The following is a 17274-nucleotide window of genomic DNA, read 5'->3' as shown; positions in this document are numbered from 1 at the left end:
AGAGAGGCAAGGCGTCCTTGCATTTTGGTGTTAAATTTGTGGCATATCAATAGGTTTTTTTTCGTCGTTTTGCGGTGGTATAAATTGCGTTTGTGTGTTTTGTGAGGTTTGCTCATAGACAATTTCAAGCGTTGGATTAGAGTTGTTCAAATCCACAAAACGCGTGCAATGCTTATGGAACATCAGTTTTACGGTGCCGGTTGGTCCATTGCGTTGCTTGCCAATAATAATTTCTGCCTCCTCCTCATTACGTGGGACATAAGTGCTTTTGTAGTCTTTATTTTCCTTTTTGGCGGCTTCTTCTTTTTCTTTTTCGTCTTTTTGTTTATAAACTGCATCACGATACACAAACAAAATAATATCTGCGTCTTGCTCAATAGAGCCAGATTCGCGCAAGTCTGAAAGCATTGGGCGGCGGTCGCTTCTGCTCTCTAGGCTACGATTGAGTTGTGAAAGCGCAATGATTGGAATCTCTAATTCGCGTGCAATCATTTTGAGTCCGCGACTAATTTCGCTAACTTCTTGGTGTCTGTCTTTATTGTTAGCACTGCTCATTAATTGCAAATAATCAATGACGGCAAGTCCGATTTCTGGGTGTTTGGTTTTGATTTTTCTTAGTTTAGTTCTAAGTTGATGAATCGTAAGCAAGCTATTGTCGTCAATAAACAAAGGAGATTTGCCCATAATATCTGCCGCATAGGTGAGATTTCCCCATTCCTCCTCTTGTAAGTTTCCAACACGCAAGTTTTGCAAGGAGATAGAAGTTTTAGCAGCTAGCATTCTTAGCATTAATTGTTCCGCAGGCATTTCAAGACTAAAAAACGCTACTCCTTTCCCTGTATCTAAGGCTCTTTGTGCCATATTTAATACAAGAGTTGTTTTTCCCATTGCAGGACGCGCAGCAACGATGACCAAGTCCCCTTTGTTGAATCCTGTTGTCATCTTGTTTAAACCCGCAAAGCCTGTATCTATGCCAATGAGGAGGTTATTTCCGCGCTTTTTCATTTCTGTAACATATTCTAAAGTTGTTTTAATAATTGCTTTGGAATCCCTAAATTCTCGCATTTGCTGCACATTGCCAATCTTATAAAGCTCGCTTTGGAGATAATCCATAATTTCTTTAGAGCTTGTTTCGTTCTCCGCCGTGCTTTGAGCAATTTTCATAGCAAAGGAATGGAGTTTGCGCTTGATAGAGGATTCTAAAATTTCTTGAACATAAGATTTTAAATCGCTAATAGGGCTTGTGGAGAGAATATTTAACATTTCTTCTTGCGCAATCGGACGCGCTTTGGTAGAGAGTCCAAGAATAATTTCCTCATCAATAGGGCGTTCTGTGTGGCGAAGTTCTAACATTGCAGAAAAAATATTTTGGTGTGGAGGATAAGAAAAATCTTCTGCCACAAGTGATTCCGCGATAAAATCCAACTGCTCTGGGTCAAACAAAATAGAGCTTAAAACAGCGCGTTCAATTTGTAATTGCATTTCCATATTGATTCCTTAAAATGTTGCGTTGCTTTTAAGATTTAAAAATAAATGTGCCAATGTTGTGAGCGCAAAAACAGGAGCGAAAAATCCAATAATTGGAATCAGGCTTAAACCATACAGGGGCAAAACAACGCTACGGATTCTACTTTTTTGCTCTAATTTAATGCGTTTGAGTTCATTTTTTTCAAAAATTCCCTCTCCCACATCTGCAACTAATGTTTTAGAAAATAGCCAAAAGTTGGGCAATAAAATCACAAATGAGCCAATAAAAGGCACAAAATAAAGAGGCAATAAAAGCACCAAAAATAAAAGATACAAGAGATAAACTCCAAGCAAAGAAAATAAGGATGCAAATGTGCTTGTATTGCCCTCTAAAGGGCAGGTAGGGTAGTGTTGGTTGCGCACAAAATTAACAACAAAAGGAGCTAAAAAAGAACAAATCGTTAATGTAAGCAAGAGCGAAAACACCAAAAACAAAAAAGCCAAAAAAATAAAAATTGTGGTTTGGATAATATAATCTAGGCTGCTTTGAATCCAAGCAAGCCAAGTAATGGAGAGATTCAAATCCCAACGCAAAGAATCATAAAGCATTGCATACCAAGTGCTGCCAAAGAAATAAAAGATTCCACCGATAAAAAGCAGTGCAAAAAATAAAGGCAAGAAAGTCAAGCCTAGTAAATAAGGTGTGAAAATATCCTTTTTGGCAAGCGCGAAATAATGCTTTGTTTGGGTGAATTGCTCTTGCAATTTTGATTGCATAGTCGTCCTTAAATGTGTGCTTTAAAAGCAGAATCCAAAAATCTCAGATTTACCAAGTGAGAACTTCTCTTTTGATTTTATTGAGTGTTTCAATTGCTTCTTTGAGACGCGAGACTTCGTTATCAATTTGTTGGAGATTCCACGCGCCAAGCTCCTCTGGCATATCTTGTGAGCCGCGTTTAATCATAATATAATCCACAAAAGAAATTTTTGCGATTCCTAAAAGCAACTGAATCTCTGCCTGTGCTTCCTCAATTTCACGCAAAATCCCGTCAATGCGTTCAAACATTTTTTATCCTTCCTTGCTAAGTTTTAAGCCAAAATTTTAGCATTTTTACGCAACTTTTACAAAGGGAGAAAATCCTCCAAGATTTCCTCTTGCATAGTATGCGAAATTTCTAGTGTAAAATCATTAAAAATAGGTTGCTCTATGATTAGAATCGGGGAGGTAAAAAACCCATAAGGATAAATCTTGTGGCGCAAAAGCAACTGAATTTCCTCGCAAAGCCCTTGCCGCAAGAGAGTGGAAAAGTCTGATATTTTTAATAAATCTTTGAAATTTTCAAACAAAAGTAGCAAGATTCCCTCTTTGTTGGCATATCCGATTCCATTATGCCAAAATTCTATTTTTGCTTTGGTGGGCTTGGTAAGCAGGGAATAATCACAAATGAAGCTAGGGATTGTTTGATTTTGGCAAGTGAGTTTGCCTCTGAGAAGCTGGTAATGCAAAACTTTGCGTTTGATGATTTGGTAGGGTTGGTTTGCGTCCTCTAATTGTGCGCGCGTTTGGAAATTGTGGAATCGCAAGGAGGGGAGATTCCTCATTTCCTGTGGCGCGTTCAAAGAGGAAAGCAACTCCAATGCTTTTTTTAGAGATTTGTCGCGTTGGGCTTTGAGAGCAAAGAGGCAACCACAATAGTTTTGGCGGTAGAGTTTTGCACTTTTAGCTAGCGCATTTTGCACTTTTGTGCCATTATGACTGCGCACATCAAGGGACAAAAAGTCAAGATTCCAAACTTTAGCAATCGCTTCGCCTTGCGCAAAAAGTTCAGATTGCGATTTCATCGGACTTGCAAGCAGGGTAGTGGTAAATTCTGTGCAATGCGTTTTTTGGGCAATTTGTGCTGTTTTGTTCAGACGAAAATCAAAGCAAAAGCTACACCGCTCTCCCTTTTCGGGCGCATTTTCTAAGCCTTTGGCATTTTCTAGCCACTTTTTGTCATCATATTCTCCGATGATAAGCGGAATCCCAAGCATTTTGCAACTGCGTTTAACATCTTCTAAGCGCAATGCGTATTCCTCATAAGGGTGAATGTTTGGGTTATAAAAGAATCCACAAAAATGCTTGTGGGGATAAAGTTTTTGGAGGCTTGTTAGGAAGTGATGACTATCTACGCTGCAACAAATATGAACTAGGGTTGTGTTTTGGTTGCTAAAATCATAAGGGACGGACGGCATTTTCTCTCTTTTTTGGGTTAAATGAAACGAAATTTTAGCATATCCTAACACAAGTTAATCAGAAATATGTTAAAATTCTCGCGACCCTTTCATCTAGTGGCCAAGGATAATGCTCTTTCACGGCATATACGGAAGTTCAAATCTTCCAAGGGTCGCCAACTTTAAATCATCTCAAGAATAGTCTTTTTTATAATCCAAACTCAACACATTCTTAAATGTAAAATTTCTCTTAACTTTTCTTTAAAAAATCCGATATAATAAAGAACATCTTAAATTAAGGAGGGGTAAATGCTCAAGAAATTGTTAGTTGGCTTGATATTTTCTAGTGCGTTTAGTGTATTACTCTTGGCGCAAACGCAACCCAAAGTGCAAATTGGTGAAGCCCTAAGCGGAAAAGAAGCAAAGGAAATGTTACAAAACTTCTCAAAGGAAGTAAAATCTGCGATAAAAATGTCAAAAATTGTAAGAGGGGGGAATGCGTATCCTTTGGAGTAGTTTGGTGTTTGATGAGAATACAGAAGCATACATTACATTAAATAATAGCGCGGGAAATCCTATTTTAATCGTGCTTTATACAAAGAATAGTCCGGGCATAATGAAAACGGATAACCTTAAAATTGATGACAAAGCGTTACAAATGAGATGCGAAGAACCCAATTTGGAAAGCAAAAATGAATGTTGCCCCCAATATAAAAACTATGTCGTGCATATTTGGGATAAAGCCACGCAAACTTTTAAGCCAGAAACAGTTTGTCCTTATGTACATTATAATGGTGGGCGCAATACTAATGCAGAATATACTGAATGGGGTTTGCCTTATACTAATAGCTTTGGGTTATGGATAAAACTTGGCGGATATTTTACAACCCCCCATTACATTATTTGACAGAAATGAAACAAACAAAAAAGATGAGGGATATAGAACAGAATATTTTTTATTCCAAGTGTTAGAATCTGGAAAACTCTCAGTTACAACAAAATCTTTAGATTATTCTACGGAAAGCATTGTTACAAATAAACCTATTCCACTTAATAAATGGGTGTATGTGCAGGCAATGCAAAGTGTAAAAAATTATACAATAGGCTGGAAAGCGCAAGATGGCAGTGATGAGGAGATAGTTACCAAAACTTTTATAACAGGTGCTGCCCTAGAGGATTTACAGCTTAAAAATAGGCGATTTAATGTTGCAAGTTTGCAAAATTACATTAAAAATGGAGATAATCGCTTTTATCTCAATGTCAAGGAAGTGTTCTATGAGCCAACTATCCAACAAATGTTTGCCTTAATGAATAACTATAATGCCAAAGAGAAACTAATTTTTTCAAGCGGTAGTGTGGATTCTATTTCTCTTGCTACTCTTGCAATAGAGATTGATAGGCGAGGGTTCATCTATTATTACAATTAAAGATTTTGATATTTATTATGACGATACCACAGGTAATATCCTTGCGGTGGATTTTAGAGTGAAATAAGGAGAAAATAATGATAGGCAAAGTTGCGACACCAATCCCTACAAAAATAGAAGTAGAAAACGCTAGAGTGGCAAATCTTAATAACCCAGAACTTCAAAAAATGCTCCAAAAAGCACAAGAAGAAGCACCACAACGAGAGAAAGAAGCCGCAGAAGCAAAGGAGCAAGAGCGAATAAGACAAGCACAAGAAAGCGCAAGGGCTAGGGTATTAAACGCTTTAGGTTCAAGCTCCATTCAATCATTTGGGCTTAGTTCGCACTCAAGCTTAAATGGAGACAAGCTAAACTACTTCACTCCTAACTTCTACTCTCACTCTATCTCTTATGATAAGTTTGGCAGAACCATTTTTGATAATGCTTACCGATGGAGCGGAAATGGTGGTGGAGATATGTTTAATGCCGCTGGAAAATCTCAATACTTAAATACGCCTGTGGGAGAAATGCAGGTTTTCTTAGACTTAGATGATGATAATGATAAATATGGAGTTGGAAACATAGGGTATATGGGGCAGCTCATTAACCTAGACGATAATCAAGATGGATTCTTAGATTCTAGTGATGAGTTTTTTAGTAAGCTAAAGCTAAAGGGCTACAACTCTAAGGGCGAGGAAGTTATCTTAAAATTTAGCGATGTTTATAACTCTCTTGATTTAACGAAGTTTGTAAATACACAAAAAGATGTAGAGGAGAATATCAAGAAATATGGCTACAATAAAGGAAATTTAGAAAGTGGCACAAGTCTCTTTCGCCCAGAGGAAAGCTATAAAAAGTTAAATGACACGCAAAAAGACCAAATTAGAAAAATGTTTGCAGAAAATGCTGATGAAAGCGGTTGGATAGATTTAACAAAAACCTATAAAGACGAATACCGTTTAGAGAAACTAACCTTTGAGAAGCTCTTAAAAACCCTAGATTTCGCATATTCTAAGACTGATTTAAACGGTGGGTTAAAGCTAGAACGACTTAGATTTAGCGGATATGATGGAAGAGATGATAGGAAATATGGGAAGCAAGAGGGCTATTTAGAAGGCTTACAAAATCGCTTCAACAAAATGTATAACGACTATTACAATAATGACCAAGCTGATAAACTAGCAATCCGCAGAGAATTTCAGGCAATCACAGGAATGAAATTTAGCGAGGCAAATTTTAGAGAGTTTTACAATGGGTTAAATAGCTCATCTACTGCTATGAAATATGCAAGTGCGCTAAGAGATGTGGATTCTGTTGTTGGAATGAAGCTAGAGGATAATGGAATGCTCACATTGAAGTTTGATTCAGGCAGAACTATGAAGCTAAGCCTTGATGAGCTATATACTAGCAATGGAGATTTTAACGACTTAACAGAGAGGAGTGAGAGGGTAAATGCGTTTAGCGAGGCTATGAGCTTTGATGAAGAGGATTTGAATAAGCTAGATTTTAACAAAATAGGTGCAGACATAAATATGAATGGTTCTATTACCTCTCTAGCAGAACTTGGAGTGGAACTTATCCGCAAATTAAGCTTCCAAAATGGTCGCTCTGCCTTTATTCTAACGACAGGAGAAGGCAAGGAACTAGTGGCAAATGCACTTTATAAAATGCAAAATGTGGAGAATATGATAAGATTTGCAGAACTAGAGGAGAAAGACAAGCTAAGAGGAAGCAAGTTTGAAATGGAAATGTAGGGTTATTTCCACGATTTCTTGCGGAATCTCGCAAGGACAAAATGGGGAATCTTGCAGGGACAGAGAAAAAGCAAATGCGAAAGCCTAAAATGAAGGAATCTCACGCACAAATGTGGATTCACCAAAGATATAAATCCCCCAAAACAAGCCCCCAAGTAAGAATCGCAAGAGAGATTGCGAAAAACACGCCCGCTGAAGCACAATCTTTTGCAACTTTTGCCTTTTCGTGAAATTCTTGCGTGATTAAATCCACGCAGGATTCAATGGCAGAATTGAAACATTCCGCAATAAAAATCAACCACAAAACAGCAATCAAAAGAATGCGCTTTTCAAGCGTAATCTCTAAATAAAAAACAACAAAAAGCAAGGGAATGATGACAAGACATTCTATTTTGAAAGCTACTTCGTTTTTTAGCATTGCCACAACACCACACAACGCATATTTTGTATTATTAAAAAAATGATATTTTGGTTTCATCGCAACTTCTTATGTTTCTTAGGATACGAAATATTACCATTTATTGAATGATTTTCCCTTGTTTTCGCTAAAATTTTGGCTACAATTCCATCTTATGAATCCAAAAATAAAAGATTTTATCAAAAAATATCATTTGTTAAGTTTGAGTGTCGTTGAAGCAGATTCTGATACATTAGAAGTTTATAGCGCAAGCTGTTATTATGCCTTTGACGAAGCGAATCTTAGCTTACTTTTTAAGAGTGCGCAGGATTCCAAACATATTCAACTTTGTGCTTTAAACCCAAGAGTTGCTGCCCTTATTGCAAAGGATTCTAAAAATCTTGGTAGGATTCAAGGTTTGCAAATCAAGGCATTTTTTAAACAAGCAACATTACAGCAAAAGAATCTTTATTATGCGCGTTTTCCCTTTGCCAAACTCGGTAATGGCGAGATTTTTGCATTGGAGATTCTATGGGCAAAATATACAGATAATAAACTTTTGTTAAGCGAAAAATTAACATTTATGAGGAAAAAATGAAAAAAGTTTTGTTGTTAATGAGTGGAGGAGTAGATTCTAGTTATTGTGCCTATTTGCTACAAAAGCAAGGTTATCTCGTATATGGCGTGTATTTGAAGTTGCACGATAAGGAGACAAAGCACCAATACTATGAGGCAAATATCAAACGATGTGCGGAGGTTTTGGGTATTGATTATGCGATAATAGACGAGCGCGAACTTTTCAAAAAAAGCGTTTATGATTACTTTGTAGAATCCTATGCTAAGGGGCAAACGCCCAATCCTTGTGCCTTGTGCAATCCTTTGGTAAAGTTTGGAATTGCTTTTAGATTAGCAGAGCAATTAGGTTGTGATTATGTTGCGACAGGACATTATGCGCAAGTCAAAGAGGGCAAAATTGCTCAAGGCATAGACGCGACGAAAGACCAAAGCTATTTTTTGTTTGGGCTAAAGAGGGAGTGGATTCCTCGCATTCTTTTTCCTTTGGGGAATAAAAGGAAGCAAGAGATTAAACCCATTGCGCTAAAGGAACTTCCTTGGCTTGGAACTTTGGAGAGCTATAAGGATTCGCAGGAAATTTGTTTTGTAGAAAATACCTACATAGATATTTTACAAAAACATTATAATGTAGAATCTCCCGGAATCGTGCTAGATACGCAGGGCAGAGAGATTGGCACGCATAAAGGTTATATGCAATACACGATTGGTAAGCGCAAAGGTTTTACGATTAAGGGTGCGTTGAATCCACATTATGTGCTAAAGATTAATCCACAGGAAAATACGATTGTCGTGGGCGAAAAGGACGAATTAGCGACTTATCAAGTGCGAGCAATCAATTTTTCTGTGCCTAAGGAAATATTTGCGGAGAAACAAGCCTTAGAATGCGAGGTAAAGATTCGCTATAAAAGCCAAAAAACAAAGGCAAGAGTGCAATTAATGCAAGAGGATTCACAAGGCAAAAAGCAAGAAATCTTGCTTGCTAATCTTCAAGAGCCAGCCTTTGGCGTAGCAAGCGGGCAGGCTTTGGTGCTTTATGAGGACGACAAAGTATTAGGAGGTGGCTTTATTGTTTAAGTCCGCTTTGCAATTCTTTGCTCTCTTTGTTTTATTTTGGTTGCGCGATTTCCCCTTTTAATTCTTTATCATAATCTGCTTTTTGATTAAAGATTCTTATCTTTTTTGTATTAAATTCAGCCGAGAGTGGATTCTTGGTTGCGTCATAGTCTTGGACTTGGATTTGTGCAACATCGCAGAGTAGATGAATCAAATCATCAATCACAAAAGGTTTGTCTTTGGCAGCTTGGATTTTTTGTGCAGTTTCTTTGTGTTTTTGGACAAATTCTTCACTCATTAAAGTGAGAAATGGTATTTCAGCAGTGAATCTTGAAGTTACAAAATGCCCTAATTTACCCTTGTGCTCATAGAGACTTTCTCCGTGGTCGCTAAGATAAAAAATAATAGAATCGCTCTTTGCATAGATTTTAAAAATTTCGTTCAAAATATAATCATTATACAAAACAGCATTGGCATAAGTAGCAATGATTTCTTTTTGCTGCTCATTTGCGAAACTAGGATAATGAATGTCGTGAGCATTAAACTTCGCAAACTCTTTGGGGTAACGTTTGTCGTAGTTAAAATGTGTTCCCATTAAATGAATAATATCTAGGCGAGATTCGGTGGGATTCTGTTCTAGTGCAGATTGAATAAAAGGCAACAAAAAGCCATCGTATGTGATTTGGCTTTCTGCAATGCGAGAACTCGTGATAAATTTGTTTAAATTTGCCTTGTAATCCGCAAAAGAAGCAATGGAGGCAAAGGCATTAACTTCCGAGCCGACAACTTCTTGATTAGAAAAAACAGCGGTTTTGTATCCTGCAAGTGAGAAAAGATTGATAAGGTCTAGGGATTGATTCCATTGCGCATCTTGAGCATTGGAAAAATTCAGTAAATGTTGTAAGGCGAGTTTGGTTTGCGCAAAAGACGCGATTGTGTCGCTAAATAACGCTAGTTGCCCCCCCCCTCATATTATTTGCAAAATTTTTCAAAAAAGGAGTGGTGGGAAGCTCATAACCATAAACTTCAAGGAAATTTCTTTGCGTGGATTCTCCGATGATTAGCACAATATTTTGCGGAGAATCGGGGCTTTTGGAGATTTTACCTTGATAGGATTCGCGCAAGGCAGAATAATTGCTTACAAGTTGCTTATAGCTTGTATAAAAACTTGCGCTACCATAATACTGATGAAGACTATAAAAAAGTTGCGTGAGGGAATTTTCGTTGAACTTTGCAAAAGGTTCAGACTTATGCTTGAAGTAGCGACTTGCAATATCTGCGATGAAAATCACGCCAAGCAGTGCGTAGAGTGCGAAAAAAATTTGAATGAATCTAGGATTGAGGGCTGTTTGCGAAGTTGGAAAAAACTTAAAATAAACAAAGCTGGCTAAAAGGAACAAGAAAGCGAGAAAGAAAATTTTGAGGTTTAAAAAAGAAGCAAAAAACTCTTTTGCTTCTTTGAAGTTTGTTTGTAGGATTGCGTCAAGAACATAAGGTGTGATGAGGCTACGATAAGAATACAGCAAGAATCCCTCTACGATAAGCGCAATCGCACTAAAACCCACAAGCGACAACAAAACATAGCGCGCAATATTGCTTGGGAAAAGCAAAAAGATGAGATGCAAGCAAAGGATTTCTATCAAGATTGTGCTAAAAAGGGATTTGGCTAGCTTTTCTAAAAACCAAGGGATAGAATCGTAAAAATAAGAATAATAATTCCAAAAAAATAAAAGAATCGCATTGCAAAGAAAAATAAATAAAATACTTGAAAGATTATTTTGTAAAAATGAAAGAAAGTGAGACATTGAATTTTCCTTGACTTTTGAGTTTAGAAAGTTTATATGAAAATCTCTTTGATTATTCTTTATTTTTGCGATTCCGCAAATGGAATCGCATAGGAGTGTTAATGAGGAGGATTAGTTACGTTTAAGCTGATTGACGATTTGGAGCATAGAATCTGCTGTTTGGATAGACTTAGAATTGGCTTCATAGGCTCTTTGCCCGACAATTAAGTCTGTCATCTCCTCTACCAACTTTACATTACTTGTTTCTACAAATCCCTGTCTTAGCAGCCCAAAGCCATTAAGTCCCGGAGTTCCGACAATCGGGTCTCCTGAAGCATTGGTGTTGAGATAAAGATTATCACCTAGTGCGTGCAAACCTGCGGGGTTGATGAAATTCACGGTTTCAATCTGCCCTAGTTGATTGACTTCGGTAGAGTTGCCTTGCACAACGGTTACCGTCCCGTCTGTCCCGATATTGATTTCTCTTGCATCATCTGGAATCGTGATATTTGGCACGAGCAAGTAACCTTGAGAATTGACGACATTGCCCTCATCATCGCGCTTAAACGCACCATCGCGTGTATAGGCAATCGTGCCATCAGGAAGTTCAATTTGAAAAAATCCATTTCCTGTAATCGCAATATCAAGGTTTTGTTCTGTTTCTTTGAAGTTTCCTTGAGAAAATAGCTTTTGAACCGAAGTAGGACGCACACCTAAGCCTACTTCAACCCCTGTTGGGCTAAGTGTAGTTTCTGAAGTGCTTGAACCTGCGTATTGAATCACTTGGTGGAACAAGTCTGCAAACTCTGCCCTTTCTTTGCGGTAACCAAAGGTATTGACATTGGAAATATTGTTTGAAGTAACATCAATAAATAATTGCTGTCCTAACATACCTGTTGTTGCTGTATAGAGTGCTCTCATCATTTGGAATCCTTTTTATGCTTTTGCTGCTAGTTTTGTAATGGCTTCTGTGTTTAAGTCGTCCATATGTGTTTTTAACACTTTGGAATAGGCTTCCACTAAGCGGTTTGTTTCAATTAGTCCGGTCATTTCATAGACAACATTAATATTGCTTTTTTCTAAAAACCCTTGACGCACTGCGCCACTTTGTTCTAGTGCTTCGCGCTCGTTGTTGCGTTCCTCTGGATAAGCATAGAGATTATCTCCCACTTTTTTAAGATATTTTGGGTTTTCAAAGGCTACGATTCCGATATTTGTCATCAAAGCCATTTCGCTAATTCCCTCATTGTTCAAATCTCTTGTATAAACATTGCCATTAGTATCCACTTCTACTTGGAATCCGTCAATAAATTCTATATATTGTGGAGCGTCCAAATATTCGCGGGGAAGCACAGGATAGCCTTCTTTATTGACCAATCTGCCTTGTTCGTTTAGCACAAAAGAGCCATCACGCGTGTAACGAATCCCATCGGGCGTTTCAATCATAAAATACGCATTTTCTCGCCCAAGTGCGAAATCAAAAGTGTTATCAGTCAGCATCATTCCACCAAGTGAGCGGTCTGTAAATTCCTCTACGATTTGTGGCACACGATTCAAAGAGCGGTTGTAGAATTTTGCTGCGTCCTTTGTCTGTTCGTCAATGGGCAAAAAGTCTTTTGCCTGCTCATAAAGTCTTAAAAAATCTCCAATCACGACATCATCGCGCTTGAAGCCGGTTGTATTTGCGTTTGCAATATTGTTTGCAATCACATCTAAGCGGTTAATCTGCGTAACCATACCGCCAACAGAGCTATAATATCCACCTTGCATTTTATGCCTTTTATTAAACTTTTGTGGAAGTTAAAGCAAAAGGCGTTCCAAAATTTTTTATATTGATTCCATTGTGTCATTGTGAGATTCCATATTGCGCCCCAATTTGTCATTGCGAGGACTTGTCCGAAGCAATCCATAATACAGAATCTCACCATTAATCTTTGCGATTCCATTGTAAAGATTTCTGTTTGCAAGATTATAGATTGCCACGAAGTCTTACGACTTCTCGCAATGACGAAATAGCAGACGCTTTGGCTTCCTGTCATTGCGAGCAAAGCGCACAATCTGCAAGGATTTTACCCATACTTGCAAATTCATAATCTTGGACTTTAGGAAAATATGCAATGGAATCTTGCCTCACGCCTCCATTTCCCCGCTTAATAATTTTGGTAGTATTATATCACGCAGAGATTCTAAACTTTGAATCTGCTTAGAGTTATTGTAGATTTTATCAAAATAAATCTTTACGCAAGAATGAAAATCTTGCAATTCTTTATCGCTAGGTTTTAGAATTGGCATTTTTGAAAATTCTGTTGTATTAAGATTCATTGTAGCTGTTCCACCGCTCGCCATAGCCTGTAATTCATTAAAGGATTCTTTCATAAAACAATAAAAATATCTAAAATGTTCTTTGTATGGAATAATAGAATTTATTTGTTGGTTTGTTTGCAAAATTTGTGTATTCATAGACACTAAGCCCACCGTTGCAATATAGCTCACACAAACGCTAAAAGGAGGTAAGGTTTTGTTGATTGAAAGACTAAGCCTTTTTGAGTCAGAGTATCAGCAGTTTTAACAATAACTATGTTATGGTGCATATCTGAGATTTTTATGAAAGGAATCTCGCCATTAAAATATTCTTTTTGGGATTTTGGCGGAGTTTTTCCGCAAATTATATTCCCATAATCCCCCAACTTGCCGATTTGCCACTCATTGCGTTTAGGATTCTCTATAAAAGTATGGCGGAATAGAGTGAGGGCGAGGGATTCTAAAGTTTTGTTTTGGCGATGAAGCAAATCTATCTTATCGTCCAAACTACTTAGAATCTCCGCGATTTTACGCTGTATCTCAAGGGGTGGAAGCAAAAATTCATAATCCCTTATAACCTCTATTTGCACTCTTTATCTGCCTGAACTTCCTGTCATTGATTGGATAGCAGTTTCTCTAAATTTTTCACTTCTTGCCAAATAATACAAAAAGTGTTTGTCTCTTATATTTTCTTTTTCTCTTAAAACAATAAATTCGGTAGAGCCAAAAGCAATTTCGTTGTTTTCTAAAAAATCAACAAAGGCGGTTTTGCCATTTTCTAAACAAGGTGTAATCCTTGCTAATAGTGTATCCCCATTTTTGAATTTGCTTCCACCCTTAAAAGATTCTACATTGAAAGAATAAATTTTCTTATTAAATGGTTCTAAATTATCCATAGAAACTTTTTGGCAAGTGCATTTTTCTTAATAGATTCTAGCGGGTTTATCTCCTCTATTTCCCCCAATTTCATCCTTTGCCAAGTGTTTTATTCATTCTCACTTTTTATTGCTCATTTGTGCTTTGCTTTCGGTTTTGTAGAGCCAAATAAACACTTCCACGACTGCTTTATAGAGTTGAGGCGGAATCTCCTCGTCTAATTCTAGGTTAATCAGCGAATCCACAAGAGCCTTGCTTTGAAACAAGGGAATTTCGTATTCCTTCGCCTTTTCAATGATTCTTTGTGCAAGGAATCCCTCGCCTTTAGCGATAACTTTAGGCGCACGTTGTTTGTTTTGCTCATAGGCAAGTGCGACTGCTTTTTGATTAAGTGGCGGTGGCATTAGTAGCTTCCCAAGATTCTATCTACTGCTTCCCAGCTTAGGCTTTGGGAGGTATTGGAATCTTTTGTTTTGGAATTTGTATGCAAAAAATGCCACACCATACGCGCAAGGCAGTCGGTTTCTATATTGACGCGCATTCCGACTTTATAATTTTTAAAAAGCGTGGAATCAAAGGTATGCGGGATAATCGTCAAACGCAAGGAATCTTGCAGGATTTCATTAATTGTTAAACTAATGCCTTGAATCGCAATGCTTCCCTTTGGCACACACAGAGCAAGCACTTCGGGTGTTGTGCGGATAAAAAAGTCTGTGCCGATTTTGTGGGATTCTATTTTTGTAATTTCCCCGATTCCATCAATATGCCCTTGCACAAGATGTCCATCTAGCCTATCGCTTAAGCGCATAGCAGGCTCAATATGCACGGAGCCTTTATAGCTTTCTAACGCAATGTGCTTTTGCGTCTCCTCGCTAAGCTCTAGCACAAAGCCCTTATCCAAGATTTGAATTGTTGTGAGACAAGCACCATTTACAGCAATGGAATCCCCAATTTTTGGCTTGTATTTTGCGTTGATTGTAAGCGTTGCACCCTGCAAGGATTCCACTTTGCCAAACTCCCGCACAAGTCCTGTGAACATTTCCAACCTTTAAGTAAAATTGCATTAAAATTTGCAAATTGTAACATAAAAGGAGCAATATGCAGCTTTGTGATACGCATTGCCATTTAGACGATAAGCGATTTATAGAGGATTTCCCTTTGGTGCTAGAGCGCGCCAAAAAGGCTGGAATCACGCGTTTTATTATCCCTGCCGCTGACCCTAGAGACTTAAAGAGAGCGCAAGAGTTAGCCCACACTTATGCAGAGGTTTATTTTGCAAGCGGTGTGCATCCGGATTTGGCGCATTTGTATGATGAAAGTTATATCAAAGAATTTTTAAGCGATTCTAAATGCGTGGCAGTAGGAGAATGCGGGTTGGATTATTATAGAATGGAAAATAATCTTGTAGATTTTGGTGTGGAATCTGAAGCAGAGGTAAAACAAAAGCAAAAAGAGGTTTTCCTCGCGCAAATCCACCTTGCCATAGAATCGCAAAAACCTTTGATTGTGCATATTAGGGACGCTTCGTTGGATAGTTTGGAGATTCTGCAAGCTTATGCGCCACAATTACAAGGTGGAATCTTGCATTGTTTTAATGCGGATTTTCAACTTTTGTCCCTAGCGAAATTTAATTTTTATTATGGAATCGGGGGTGTTTTAACCTTTAAAAACGCAAGAAAACTCGTAGAAGTGTTGCCTAAGATTCCGCTTAATGCGCTTGTACTTGAGACAGACGCGCCCTATCTTACGCCTCACCCTCACAGAGGAGAGCGCAATGAGCCAAGCTTCATTCCTTTGGTATTAGAAAAAATGAGTGAGATTCTAAATCTACCCAAAGAAGCTTTGGTAAAAGAAATCAACCAAAACACCGCAAGGCTTTTTGGGCAATTGTAGAATCTTAAGGGCGTCAAATTTTCCCTAGAAAATCCCTGAAATTTGCGTAGAGATTTTGTCTTCTAAGACAGGAATTGCCTCTTGCAAAGTGAGGTTTAGCTTTGTTGCTTCTGCAAAAAGTGTGGTGGATTTTTCAGAATAATTGCCGGTGTAAGTTTGTCCGCTATATTGGACTTGATTGGCATTAAGCTTGCCACCGCCTTGTGTGCTAGCGACATTTCCACCAAAGCTATTAAGGAAACCTGCTCGCTGTCCATCTCGCACGCTCGCTTGTCCGCTATCTGTTGCATTATAATTGATTGTGCCTCCTTCAATCCTTTGGCGCACATTAATATCTACTTGCATTTGGAAAATCGTATCTTCTGTGAGTTTTCCTAGAATCGCACCTGCAGCCGCACCTGCTAATCCCCCAACCACCGTTCCAGTCGCGGAGTTGTGATTATATCCACCCACGCCAGCACCCACAGCACCTCCTAAGACGCCAGCACCTACTGCATTATTTTCTTGCTTAATATCACAATAAAGCACATTGGCTTGCAAGATAAAATTTGCAAGTTCTGGGTCATCTACGACAATATAACCCTTGCTTTGTAGTTTTTGTAAAACTTTAGATTCTAAGTTAATTTCTTGCCCGCTTGTATTACGCAGTGCGACAAAAATCGTTTGTTTAGACTTTGCAACAGGGTCTATAAAAATACTTTGCGACATTGTCGCTTTTGTTTGCATTGTTGTTGTAACACAACCACTGAATGTTAAGATGCATAAAAGAGGAATCCATATTGTTTTCATCAATGAACCTTTTTGAAAAATATTGGGATATTATACTAAATTTATCACACTTTTTGGATAACATCAGGATAACGAAAAAATGAGATTTGAAAATAGTGAAAGGTTTTCAATGGGGTGGGCGATGGGAATCGAACCCACGACCCTCAGGACCACAATCTGATGCTCTAACCGACTGAGCTACGCCCACCATAAGATTAGGAAAATGGTCGGGGCGAAAGGATTCGAACCTTCGACCCCTTGGTCCCAAACCAAGTGCGCTAACCAGACTGCGCTACGCCCCGACTAAAATAAAGAAGCGCAATTATACTTTTTAAAACTTTAATTGTCAATATTTTATCAAAGTCAATATGCTATACTATAAGTTTTAATCTTACAAAAAAAGGAGTTTTATGCGGTTTGTTGTCTTGCAGATTTTGAGCTTTACTTTTATTTTTTTGCTGCTCTTTTCTTTTGCGCGCGTGGTGATGGGTTTGGAGTTTTTGGGTTTAGAATTAAGTCTTAAGAATCCCAAAGATACTCTTTTGCTTTTTTGTTTAGGAATCGTTAGTGATTTGAGGCTTATTTCTGCCGCATTTTTACCACTTTTGGCTGTAATGATTCTAACTCTTTTTCAATCTTGTCCATTCATAAGTGTGCGGGGGGGGGGGGCTTTTAAAGGGATTTTTTGGGGGGGTTTGTGGTGGTTTTTTTGGCTTGGTGGCTTTTTTTTTTTTTGTTGGGGGTTTTTTTAAGTTTTTTTTTTTGTAAATGTACAAAAAAAAAAT

General features: G+C 38.0%; 24 protein-coding genes and 3 tRNA genes. 9 read left to right on the top strand and 18 right to left on the bottom strand.

Annotation, left to right across the window (positions count from 1 at the left end):
* Nucleotides 1-30: 30 nt before the first annotated feature.
* Genes K2N75_RS02455 through K2N75_RS02440 form a run of 4 tightly spaced genes read right to left on the bottom strand, consistent with a single transcriptional unit; the run spans nucleotide 31 to nucleotide 3702 of the window.
* Entirely contained in the window at nucleotides 31-1488 is a 1458-nt protein-coding gene (locus K2N75_RS02455; RefSeq protein ID WP_297679444.1) for a replicative DNA helicase, read from the bottom strand.
* Nucleotides 1489-1497: 9 nt separating this feature from the next.
* Nucleotides 1498-2244, bottom strand: a complete 747-nt coding sequence (locus K2N75_RS02450; RefSeq protein WP_297679445.1) for an EI24 domain-containing protein — start codon at nucleotides 2242-2244, stop codon at nucleotides 1498-1500.
* 49 nt (nucleotides 2245-2293) lie between these two features.
* Nucleotides 2294-2533, bottom strand: a complete 240-nt coding sequence (locus tag K2N75_RS02445; protein WP_297679446.1) for a DUF2443 domain-containing protein — start codon at nucleotides 2531-2533, stop codon at nucleotides 2294-2296.
* Nucleotides 2534-2589: 56 nt separating this feature from the next.
* Nucleotides 2590-3702, bottom strand: a complete 1113-nt coding sequence (locus K2N75_RS02440; RefSeq protein WP_297679447.1) for an epoxyqueuosine reductase QueH — start codon at nucleotides 3700-3702, stop codon at nucleotides 2590-2592.
* An 82-nt stretch (nucleotides 3703-3784) separates the two neighbouring features.
* Here K2N75_RS02440 and K2N75_RS02435 point away from each other — a divergent pair.
* The 5 genes from K2N75_RS02435 to K2N75_RS02415 all read left to right on the top strand — a co-directional run bounded on the left by K2N75_RS02435 (nucleotide 3785) and on the right by K2N75_RS02415 (nucleotide 6841).
* A tRNA-Glu gene (locus K2N75_RS02435) sits at nucleotides 3785-3860 on the top strand.
* Between the two features lie 130 nt (nucleotides 3861-3990).
* A complete protein-coding gene (locus tag K2N75_RS02430; protein ID WP_297679448.1) occupies nucleotides 3991-4197 on the top strand; it encodes a hypothetical protein in 207 nt (68 codons plus the stop codon).
* Nucleotides 4178-4588: a hypothetical protein gene (locus tag K2N75_RS02425; RefSeq protein WP_297679449.1), complete on the top strand. Its 411-nt coding sequence runs from the start codon at nucleotides 4178-4180 to the stop codon at nucleotides 4586-4588. The genes K2N75_RS02430 and K2N75_RS02425 overlap by 20 nt, the downstream gene beginning before the upstream one ends.
* On the top strand, nucleotides 4551-5108 hold the full coding sequence (locus K2N75_RS02420) for a hypothetical protein (RefSeq protein WP_297679450.1): 558 nt from the start codon (nucleotides 4551-4553) through the stop codon (nucleotides 5106-5108). The genes K2N75_RS02425 and K2N75_RS02420 overlap by 38 nt, the downstream gene beginning before the upstream one ends.
* 77 nt (nucleotides 5109-5185) lie before the next feature.
* Nucleotides 5186-6841, top strand: coding sequence for a hypothetical protein (locus K2N75_RS02415; RefSeq protein WP_297679451.1), 1656 nt, complete (start codon nucleotides 5186-5188; stop codon nucleotides 6839-6841).
* Nucleotides 6842-6959: 118 nt separating this feature from the next.
* On the opposite strand, the gene K2N75_RS02410 is transcribed toward K2N75_RS02415, so the two are convergent.
* A complete protein-coding gene (locus K2N75_RS02410) occupies nucleotides 6960-7319 on the bottom strand; it encodes a diacylglycerol kinase (RefSeq protein ID WP_297679452.1) in 360 nt (119 codons plus the stop codon).
* Between the two features lie 94 nt (nucleotides 7320-7413).
* Here K2N75_RS02410 and K2N75_RS02405 point away from each other — a divergent pair, with 94 nt between their 5' ends.
* Complete coding sequence (locus K2N75_RS02405) at nucleotides 7414-7836, top strand: hypothetical protein (protein WP_297679453.1); 423 nt, start codon at nucleotides 7414-7416, stop codon at nucleotides 7834-7836.
* The gene (mnmA, locus tag K2N75_RS02400; protein ID WP_297679454.1) at nucleotides 7833-8888 is read left to right on the top strand and encodes a tRNA 2-thiouridine(34) synthase MnmA; all 1056 of its coding nucleotides are present in this window, start codon (nucleotides 7833-7835) and stop codon (nucleotides 8886-8888) included. Before K2N75_RS02405 ends, mnmA begins: the two co-directional genes overlap by 4 nt.
* 31 nt (nucleotides 8889-8919) lie before the next feature.
* On the opposite strand, the gene K2N75_RS02395 is transcribed toward mnmA, so the two are convergent.
* From K2N75_RS02395 to ribE, 10 genes are all read right to left on the bottom strand, one after another.
* Nucleotides 8920-9759, bottom strand: coding sequence for a phosphoethanolamine transferase (locus K2N75_RS02395; protein ID WP_297679471.1), 840 nt, complete (start codon nucleotides 9757-9759; stop codon nucleotides 8920-8922).
* A gap of 49 nt (nucleotides 9760-9808) precedes the next feature.
* Entirely contained in the window at nucleotides 9809-10672 is an 864-nt protein-coding gene (locus tag K2N75_RS02390) for a sulfatase-like hydrolase/transferase (protein ID WP_297679455.1), read from the bottom strand.
* A gap of 111 nt (nucleotides 10673-10783) precedes the next feature.
* Nucleotides 10784-11575 carry a flagellar basal-body rod protein FlgG gene (flgG, locus tag K2N75_RS02385; protein WP_297679456.1) on the bottom strand — a complete coding sequence of 264 codons (792 nt, stop codon included), beginning with the start codon at nucleotides 11573-11575 and terminating at the stop codon, nucleotides 10784-10786.
* A gap of 12 nt (nucleotides 11576-11587) precedes the next feature.
* A complete protein-coding gene (locus tag K2N75_RS02380) occupies nucleotides 11588-12421 on the bottom strand; it encodes a flagellar hook-basal body protein (RefSeq protein WP_297679457.1) in 834 nt (277 codons plus the stop codon).
* Nucleotides 12364-12708, bottom strand: coding sequence for a hypothetical protein (locus K2N75_RS02375; protein ID WP_297679458.1), 345 nt, complete (start codon nucleotides 12706-12708; stop codon nucleotides 12364-12366). The genes K2N75_RS02380 and K2N75_RS02375 overlap by 58 nt, the downstream gene beginning before the upstream one ends.
* Before the next feature lie 73 nt (nucleotides 12709-12781).
* The gene (locus K2N75_RS02370) at nucleotides 12782-13144 is read right to left on the bottom strand and encodes a restriction endonuclease subunit S (protein ID WP_297679459.1); all 363 of its coding nucleotides are present in this window, start codon (nucleotides 13142-13144) and stop codon (nucleotides 12782-12784) included.
* Nucleotides 13141-13542, bottom strand: a complete 402-nt coding sequence (locus K2N75_RS02365; protein ID WP_297679460.1) for a restriction endonuclease subunit S — start codon at nucleotides 13540-13542, stop codon at nucleotides 13141-13143. The genes K2N75_RS02370 and K2N75_RS02365 overlap by 4 nt, the downstream gene beginning before the upstream one ends.
* A gap of 3 nt (nucleotides 13543-13545) precedes the next feature.
* Nucleotides 13546-13848, bottom strand: a complete 303-nt coding sequence (locus K2N75_RS02360; protein WP_297679461.1) for a hypothetical protein — start codon at nucleotides 13846-13848, stop codon at nucleotides 13546-13548.
* A gap of 99 nt (nucleotides 13849-13947) precedes the next feature.
* Nucleotides 13948-14232: an EscU/YscU/HrcU family type III secretion system export apparatus switch protein gene (locus K2N75_RS02355; RefSeq protein WP_297679462.1), complete on the bottom strand. Its 285-nt coding sequence runs from the start codon at nucleotides 14230-14232 to the stop codon at nucleotides 13948-13950.
* Complete coding sequence (gene ribE, locus K2N75_RS02350) at nucleotides 14232-14867, bottom strand: riboflavin synthase (RefSeq protein WP_297679463.1); 636 nt, start codon at nucleotides 14865-14867, stop codon at nucleotides 14232-14234. The genes K2N75_RS02355 and ribE overlap by 1 nt, the downstream gene beginning before the upstream one ends.
* Before the next feature lie 59 nt (nucleotides 14868-14926).
* On the opposite strand from ribE, the gene K2N75_RS02345 reads away from it, so the two are divergent.
* The gene (locus K2N75_RS02345; RefSeq protein ID WP_297679464.1) at nucleotides 14927-15721 is read left to right on the top strand and encodes a TatD family hydrolase; all 795 of its coding nucleotides are present in this window, start codon (nucleotides 14927-14929) and stop codon (nucleotides 15719-15721) included.
* Nucleotides 15722-15745: 24 nt separating this feature from the next.
* Here the strand turns inward: K2N75_RS02345 and K2N75_RS02340 are convergent, their stop codons facing one another.
* From K2N75_RS02340 to K2N75_RS02330, 3 genes are all read right to left on the bottom strand, one after another.
* Nucleotides 15746-16510 carry a complement resistance protein TraT gene (locus tag K2N75_RS02340; RefSeq protein WP_297679465.1) on the bottom strand — a complete coding sequence of 255 codons (765 nt, stop codon included), beginning with the start codon at nucleotides 16508-16510 and terminating at the stop codon, nucleotides 15746-15748.
* Nucleotides 16511-16620: 110 nt separating this feature from the next.
* Nucleotides 16621-16697: transfer RNA gene (locus K2N75_RS02335), tRNA-His, on the bottom strand.
* 16 nt (nucleotides 16698-16713) lie between these two features.
* A tRNA-Pro gene (locus K2N75_RS02330) sits at nucleotides 16714-16791 on the bottom strand.
* 108 nt (nucleotides 16792-16899) lie between these two features.
* Between K2N75_RS02330 and K2N75_RS02325 the strand changes: the two genes are divergently transcribed.
* Nucleotides 16900-17241: a hypothetical protein gene (locus K2N75_RS02325; RefSeq protein WP_297679466.1), complete on the top strand. Its 342-nt coding sequence runs from the start codon at nucleotides 16900-16902 to the stop codon at nucleotides 17239-17241.
* Nucleotides 17242-17274: the final 33 nt, after the last annotated feature.

The organism is Helicobacter sp. (genome assembly GCF_029067145.1).
Taxonomy (GTDB): Bacteria; Campylobacterota; Campylobacteria; order Campylobacterales; family Helicobacteraceae; genus Helicobacter_D.
The sequence above is the reverse complement of the archived record's forward strand: the minus strand, read 5'-3'. Positions and strand labels throughout refer to the sequence as shown.